Origin of the sequence: Nocardia sp. CC201C, assembly GCF_030010695.1 — a bacterium.
Classification (GTDB): domain Bacteria; phylum Actinomycetota; class Actinomycetes; order Mycobacteriales; family Mycobacteriaceae; genus Nocardia; species Nocardia otitidiscaviarum.
The window spans coordinates 1-7,656 of the sequence record NZ_JASCXP010000360.1 but is presented as its reverse complement, the minus strand read 5'-3'; the positions used below and the strand labels follow the sequence as shown (position 1 = coordinate 7,656).

The following is a 7,656-nucleotide window of genomic DNA, read 5'->3' as shown; positions in this document are numbered from 1 at the left end:
ACCGTACTGGCGGCCGCCGGACGCCTCGCCAGCACCCGAATGTACCGCGACGCTGCCGAACTCGAATCCGGCTACACCCGCTGGCTGTGGTCGGCCTACGGCGGCCCCACCGGCAGCGCCGCCGTCGCGGGCCTCGCCGCCCTCGCCTACTGGGTGCCCCCGCTGGCCGCCGTCGTGGGCCGGGATCGACTGCGCCACACCGGACTGCTGGGCTATGCCGCCGCCGTCACCGCCCGGCTGCTGGCCCGCGGCACCGAGCGCCGCCGTGCCCTGTCGGTCGCCGATATCCTTGCGGCCCTGGCCCATCCGCTCTCCATCGCCGCCTACCTGCGCCTGTCCTACCGTTCCCACCGCGCCCACCGTGCGGGCACGCTGACCTGGAAGAGCCGCGACATCCACGGTTGACCGGCCGGACCGCGAGCACTCCCGCGCACGCTGTGCACACCAGCACTCACGCGCCGTACGGCGCGTGGACCGCCGAGCGGATTCCGGAGACCGGGAGCGCCGGGCAGAGTGCGCGGCGGGCGAAGACCGCGCATTTCGCCGTGTCATGTGATGGCGCAGTGGAACTGTCGAGGCTCACGCTGGCCGTGGCATCGGCGTGGCGGGCATCGGCAGATCGCTGCGGCAGGGCTTCGGTGCCGCGAGGCCCCCGCGTCGACAACTGGCAGGCGCTCGCCCGTTGACCCGCCCGGCGACCCCGTGCGGAGGTCAGGGCACCTCGGTTATGCCCACCGTGGGCAGGAAGAAGCAGGAGGCCGCGCCGTTGCGGACCACGCCGAAGATGGCCGCGAGCACGGTGCCGGAACCGGTTTCGACCGGGACGGCGCGGACGCCGCCGCGTGGCAGGGTGGCGAGGAAGAAGTCGGCGACCGCCCGTTCGACCATCGGGCGGAGTTCGGCCGGGACCTGCGGCGGGATCATGGAGCGCACCATCTGGGACATCGAACCCATGGGCGCGAAACCGGATCGGCCGGTATCGGCATTGAGCCACACCACCTGCATGCCGGAGGTGTCCGCACCGTCGGCGGCCAGGCCGTAGGGCACGAAAGCGAACATGGTCTGGCCTGTCTTCACGGCCGAGAGGTCGAGCCCGGGAATATCTCTGGCGAATCTGGGCCACGGGCCGGGGATCGCTCCGGCCATCGCGGGAGCCAGGCCGAGGGTGGTGGAGTTCAGGCAGAACGGGGCGGCCGTCGGGTACAGGAACGGCTGCACGCCCAGCTCTTCCAGGCGCTCGACGGATTGGCCGTAGGCGCTGAGCCAGTCGCCGGGCGCCGCCGCGTCCATGGCGCGGGCGATGACCGCGCTCGCGTCCGACTCCGGCCCGCCCGTACTCGGGGCGGCGGTCGCGGGGCCCGCGAGGACCGCGCAGGCGCTCAGGGCGCCCACCACTCGGACGAGGTTGTGAAACATCAGCATGTCTGTCTCCTCGGAGTCGCGGTCGAGGAGGGACATTACTCCCGTGACCAGTGCATTCCGGGCATTTCGCCCGGCGCGGTCAGGCGCGAACCGGTGCGGGAGTGACCGTGTAGCCGAGGTTGGACAGCACCTCACCGGTGGCCTTGGCGAAGTTCAGCGTGATGAAGTGCAGGCAGGGCGCGCCCTCGTCGATGAGCCGCTGCGCCATCTCGGTGGCGATCTCGATCCCGGCGGCGCGCACGGCCTCGCGGTTCTCCTCGGGACCGTCCCCCGCGGCCTTGCGCAGGCGTTCCAGCACCGCGGTTGGCAGCGGGCGGCCGGACAGCTCCTCGGCCCGCTGCACGGTGCGCAGCGAGGTGATCGGCATGAGCTCCGGAATGATCGGCTTGGCCCCCTGCTCCGGATCGGCCGCCACCGCCCGATCACGCAGCCGCAGATAGTGCTCGACGTCGAAGAACATCTGAGTGATCGAATACTCCGCGCCCGCACGCAGTTTCGCCAACAGGAAGCGGGTGTCGGAGTCGAGGTCGACCGAACGCGGATGTCCCTGCGGGAAGGAAGCGACGCCCACGTGGAAGTCGCCGAGCTCGCGCACCATGCGCACCAGCTCCTCGGCGTACTCGACGCCGTCGGGATGCTTCACCCACTCCCCGAGCGGATCGCCCGGTGGATCGCCGCGCAGCACCAGCAGATTACGAATGCCGCAGTCCGCGTACGCGCCGACGATGGAGCGCAATTCGGCGACACTGTGGTCGACGGCGGTCAGATGCGCCACGGTGAGCAGCGTCGTCTCCCGCGCCAGCTGCCCCGTCACCCGAATGGTGCGATCGCGGGTGGACCCGCCCGCACCGTAGGTCATGGATACGAAGGCCGGATGCAGCCGCTCGAACTCCCGCGCCGCCCGCCACAGCCGTGCCTCCCCGGCGGCGTCACGTGGCGGATTGAACTCCACCGAGAACGGAATCGACCCGTCCGGCCGGGGGCCGAGGTGCTGCACAACCGATGGAGTTCCGGAAACCTGCGGCGTGCGGGAAACTCGGCCAGGGGTCGAAGCTCCCCGTACATCGTCGAAACTCACGGCCCCAGTGTAGGGGGCGCGACACCCGCGCCCGACCGCCACCCGCACCGCCTCGATCGTCGCGACCCGCACAGACACCCCGGCCTGCCCGAGAAACGAGACGGCTGTCTCACCTACCGGACACACCTGCCATACGAACCAGTCGGCATTCAGACCGGTACCGGGCACCGGGCAGACCGCACCCGCGACCCGTATGTGGCCCGGACACACAGGCGACAGCCCCTGCTGCGGTCCGACACATCCCGGTCACGCGGACAGCAGTCCGTCCCTCCGGCCCCGCACACCCCCGGCCACGCAGACAACAGCCCCCTACGGCCCGTGCACCCCGGGCACACGGACAACAGCCCATACGGCCCACGCATACCCGGCCACGCAGACGACTCGCCCGTGCCACGTCGGGGCGGCTGCGCCCACACGCGAGACGAAGCCGCCGTTCCCGGCCGTGCACACGAGATCACCTGGCACTCGGTCGGATGCCCCAGGTATCCGACGGCGCGGTGTCACCCGCGCGGGTCGACGGCTGTCCCACCACGGACGGGCGCTCTTCCGCTGGGTACAGTCGAGCCCGAACTTCCCTCGCGGACGAACCGCGGTCGCGGCGGCGGCGAACCACTGTTGCCAGCGCGGCATCCGAGCACGAATCTCAGGAGGTCCCCCGTGTCCGCCGGACCCGGTACGCCGACCCGTCACCCGGCCCTTCCGGCAACGGGCTCGGGGTCGCTGGTCGCAGCCGTCGAGGAGCGACTCACCGACTTCTTCGCCAGCCGCGCGCCACTCGTGGAACCTCTCGGCCCGGTTTTCGTGGACGCGGCGCGTGCCCTGGCGGATTTCGTGCTGCGCGGCGGCAAGCGCACCCGGCCCGCGTTCGCCTGGACCGGCTGGCTCGGGGCGGGCGGACGCGCCGACGATCCGGCCGCGGCGGCGGTGCTCACCGCCTGCTCGGCGCTGGAACTGGTGCAGGCGTGCGCCCTCATCCACGACGACATCATCGACTCCTCCCGTACCCGGCGCGGCTTCCCGACCGTGCACGTCGACTACGAGCAGCGGCACCGCGACGCCGAGTGGGCCGGGGACGCCGACCACTACGGCACCAGCGTCGCCATCCTGATCGGTGACCTCGCGCTGGCCTGGGCCGACGATATGACCCACGAGGCCGGGCTGGACGCCGCCGCCCGCGCCCGATTCGCGCCGGTGTGGGCGGCCATGCGCACCGAGGTGCTCGGCGGGCAGCTGCTCGATATCCACGGCGAGTCCGCGGGAGACGAATCCGTGGCGGCGGCGCTGCGGATCAACCGCTACAAGACGGCCGCCTACACCATCGAACGGCCGCTGCACATGGGCGCCGCACTCGCCGACGCCGACCCGGCACTCATCGCGGCCTACCACGAATTCGGCACCGATATCGGCATCGCCTTCCAGCTGCGCGACGACCTGCTGGGGGTTTTCGGCGATCCGGCGATCACCGGTAAACCCTCCGGCGACGACCTACGCGAGGGCAAACGCACCGTCCTGATCGCCGAGGCCCTCACCCGCGCCGACGCTACCGATCCGGCGGCGGCCCGGCTGCTGCGCGAGAGCCTGGGCGCGGATCTCGACGCCGACACGGTCGCGCGGCTGCGCACCGTCATCACCGACCTCGGCGCGGTGGACGCGGTGGAGCGGCGCATCACCGACCTCACCGAACGCGGCCTCGCCGCCCTCGACGGCAGCACCGCCACCGCCGAGGCCAAGGCGCACCTGCGGACAATGGCGCAGGCCGCGACCGCGCGCGCCTACTGACCCCGAACCAGCACCGACACCGAACCAGCACCCGAACGAGTACGAAAGCCGTCGAATGAGAACTGTTGCGGGACCGACCGATCGGGTCGTGGTGGTGGGCGCGGGACTGGCGGGACTGGCCGCCGCCCTGCACCTGACCGGGTCCGGACGACAGGTGACGCTGCTGGAGCGGGCCGATCACCCGGGCGGGCGGGTCGGCCGCTATCGCGGCCCGGACTACGAGGTCGATTCCGGGGCAACCATTCTCACCCTGCCCGAACTCGTCGACCAGGCGCTCGCGGCGGTCGGGCACACCCGGGAGTCGGTCGGGCTGCGCATTCTCGACGTGACCCCCGCCTACCGCGCGCGCTTCGCCGACGACGCCGTCATCGCCGTCCACGCCGATCCGGACGCCATGGCCGCCGAGATCACCCGTGTGCGCGGCACCGCCGCCGCCCGGCGCTACCGGCGACTACGCGACTGGCTGCACCGGGTCTACCGGGCCGAGTTCGGACCCTTCATGGACACCAATTTCGACTCCCCGCTCGATATGGTCCGCATCCCCGAGAAGCGCACGGCGCTGGCCGAACTGGTGCGCATCGGCGCGTTCGGCCGCCTCGGCCCCCGGGTGCGGCGCATGCTGGGCGATGAGCAGCTCAGTCGCCTGTTCAGCTTCCAGGCCCTGTTCGCGGGGATGGCCCCCGCCCGGGCCCTCGCCGTCTACGGCGCGATCCCGTACATGGACACCTGCCTGGGCGTGTACTACCCGGAGGGTGGGATGCGCGCCATCGCCGACGCCCTGGCCCGCGCCTTCACCGCGGCGGGCGGCACCCTCGCGGTGAACACCGAGGTCACCGGCATCGACTATCACGGCCGCCGGGCCCGGGCCGTCCGGCTCGCCGACGGCAGCACCCTGCCCTGTGACGCCGTGGTGCTCACCGCCGACCTCGGCGGTCTGGACCGTTTCGGCGTGCGCCGCCGCCGCTGGCTGCGCGCCTCCCCCTCGGCGGTCGTCGCGCACGGCACCATTCCGGCGCGGGAGACCGAATCCTGGCCGGTGCGGGCGCATCACACCATCGACTTCGGCCGGGCCTGGGACGACACCTTCACCGAGATCGCCGCCCGACCGGGCCGCGGCGCGCTCATGAGCGATCCGTCGCTGCTGCTCACCCGGCCCGCGCTCACCGACCCGACGCTGTACATCGACCGCGCGGGCACTCGGCACGAACCGCTGTCGCTGCTGGCACCCTGCCCCAATCTCGATGCGGCGGCGCTGGACTGGGACCGATTGGGCCCGGCCTATCTGCGCGAACTCCTGCTCACCCTGGAAGCACGCGGCTACCAAGGGATTTCCGAACACTTCCGCATCGACCACGTCGACACTCCGCGCACCTGGCTGGAGCGGGGCATGGTGGCGGGCACGCCGTTCTCCGCGGCGCACCTGTTCCGCCAGACCGGCCCCTTCCGCACCCGCAACCTGGTGCGCGGCCGCGACAATGTCGTTCTCGCAGGCTGCGGCACCACCCCGGGCGTCGGCGTGCCGACCGTTCTGCTCTCCGGACGACTCGCCGCGGCGCGCATCACGGGTGATGTGCGACATGCCCGGACCGGAACCGGCCGCACCGACGCGGTGGCCCCGTCGCCGACGCACTAGACTGGCCCGCGTCCAGAATCCGATGCGGTCACCAGACCGCCGACCTTTCCGGGGGGAACGACCGCCAATGCCGACCCCCGACACGGACGCCGCCACCGCACCGGACGCCTCCGGCGACAGTGTGGCGACCCCAGGGCCGACGACAGCGGCCACCGGCACAGCGATTTCGGGACAGAGCATGGTGAGCATCGGACACGATATCGGCACGGGGACCGACGGCGAGGCCGCCGCGCGCCGCCGCTGGGCCTACGTCGCGGAGTTCATCCGCAGCCCGGAGGGCCGGGCGGCGCTGCTCGGCTTCTTCGGCGCGGTCATGATCACCTTCGGCGGGTTCGGGGCGGGCAGTGTGCGCCGCCGCGACCCGCTGCTGGAGGCCGCGCACCTGTCCTGGCTGCGTTTCGGGCACGGCTACTACCTGTCCACGCTGTTCGTGTGGATCGGCGTGCTCGCCATGATCACCGCCTGGGTGCGGCTCGGGCGGATCACCATCGGCACCGTGCGCGGTCCGGCGGTGACCCTGAACGAACTGCGCGCCATCGTCGGCATCTGGATCTTCCCGCTGCTGTTCGCGGTGCCGATGTTCAGCCGCGACGCCTACTCGTATCTGGCGCAGGGCGCGCTGCTGCGCGACGGCTTCGACCCCTACCAGGTCGGTCCGGTGGTCAATCCCGGTGTGCTGCTGGACAACGTCTCCAATGTGTGGACGCTGACCACCGCGCCCTACGGCCCGATCTTCCTGCTGCTCGGTGACGGCATCACCTCCATCACCGGTGACAATGTGGTGGCCGGGACCATCGCGCTGCGGCTGGTCATGCTGCCCGGACTGGCGCTCATGCTGTGGGCGGTACCGCATCTGACCAAGCATCTGGGCGGCAAGCCCACCACGGCGCTGTGGCTGGCGGTGCTCAACCCGCTGGTGCTCATCCATCTCATCGGCGGTGTGCACAACGAGATGCTGATGGTCGGGCTGATGGCCGCGGCCATCGCGCTGGTGCTGGAGAAACACCATGTCGCCGGATTCGTGGTGCTGGCCATCGGTGTGGCCATCAAGGCCACCGCGGGGGTGGCGCTGCCGTTCCTGGTGTGGATCTGGATGATCCACGAGCGCGACCGGCGGGCCGAGTTGGCGCGTGCGCAGGGCTCGGACGACGAGGGGCAACTGCCGCATCCGGTGCTCATGTTCGCCAAGATCGCCGGACTCGGCGTCTCGGTGTTCGCGGCGGTCTTCGTGGCCGCCTCGGCGCTGGCCGGGGTCGGTATCGGCTGGCTGACGGCGCTGTCCGGTTCGAAGAAGATCATCAACTGGCTGTCCGCGCCGACCATCATGGCGCACATGGTCACCTGGGTGTCGCCGCTGCGGCTGGAATCGGTGCTGTCGGTGACGCGCATGCTGTGCGCGGTCGCGCTGGTGGTGGGGCTGGTGTGGACGTGGTGGCGGTTCCGGCACAGCGAGCGCGAGGCCGTCTTCGGCATCTGCATCGCGTTCGTGGCCATCGTGATCCTCTCGCCCGCGGCGCTGCCCTGGTACTACTCGTGGCCGCTCGCCCTGGCCGCCGGATTCGCGCTGTCCACCCGGACGCTGCAGTGGCTGGTGGGGCTGTGCACCTGGCTGATGCTGGTGTTCAACCCCGACGGGTCGATCGGACTCTACAACTGGCTGCACGTCGCGGCGGCCACCTTCGCCGCCGTGGTGGCCGCACTGGCGCTGCGCACCGTGGATCCGCTGCGGCTGAGCACCGAGCAC

5 protein-coding genes and 1 pseudogene are annotated in these 7,656 nt (G+C 71.4%); 4 read left to right on the top strand and 2 right to left on the bottom strand.

Going from position 1 to position 7,656, the window contains the following annotated elements; translation table 11 throughout:
• A pseudogene (locus QK444_RS28300) lies at window positions 1-405 on the top strand (glycosyl transferase); the annotation flags it as partial.
• A 306-nt stretch (window positions 406-711) separates the two neighbouring features.
• Here QK444_RS28300 and QK444_RS28295 read toward each other — a convergent pair.
• Both QK444_RS28295 and QK444_RS28290 read right to left on the bottom strand, forming a co-directional pair.
• A complete protein-coding gene (locus QK444_RS28295; protein WP_282785195.1) occupies window positions 712-1,422 on the bottom strand; it encodes a hypothetical protein in 711 nt (236 codons plus the stop codon).
• A 79-nt stretch (window positions 1,423-1,501) separates the two neighbouring features.
• Window positions 1,502-2,500, bottom strand: a complete 999-nt coding sequence (locus QK444_RS28290) for a methylenetetrahydrofolate reductase (protein ID WP_282785194.1) — start codon at window positions 2,498-2,500, stop codon at window positions 1,502-1,504.
• Between the two features lie 657 nt (window positions 2,501-3,157).
• On the opposite strand from QK444_RS28290, the gene QK444_RS28285 reads away from it, so the two are divergent.
• The 3 genes from QK444_RS28285 to QK444_RS28275 all read left to right on the top strand — a co-directional run.
• On the top strand, window positions 3,158-4,279 hold the full coding sequence (locus QK444_RS28285; protein ID WP_282785193.1) for a polyprenyl synthetase family protein: 1,122 nt from the start codon (window positions 3,158-3,160) through the stop codon (window positions 4,277-4,279).
• Between the two features lie 55 nt (window positions 4,280-4,334).
• Window positions 4,335-5,912 carry a phytoene desaturase family protein gene (gene crtI / locus QK444_RS28280; RefSeq protein WP_282785192.1) on the top strand — a complete coding sequence of 526 codons (1,578 nt, stop codon included), beginning with the start codon at window positions 4,335-4,337 and terminating at the stop codon, window positions 5,910-5,912.
• A 67-nt stretch (window positions 5,913-5,979) separates the two neighbouring features.
• A partial coding sequence (locus QK444_RS28275; protein ID WP_282785191.1) for an alpha-(1->6)-mannopyranosyltransferase A occupies window positions 5,980-7,656 on the top strand: 1,677 nt, incomplete at its 3' end.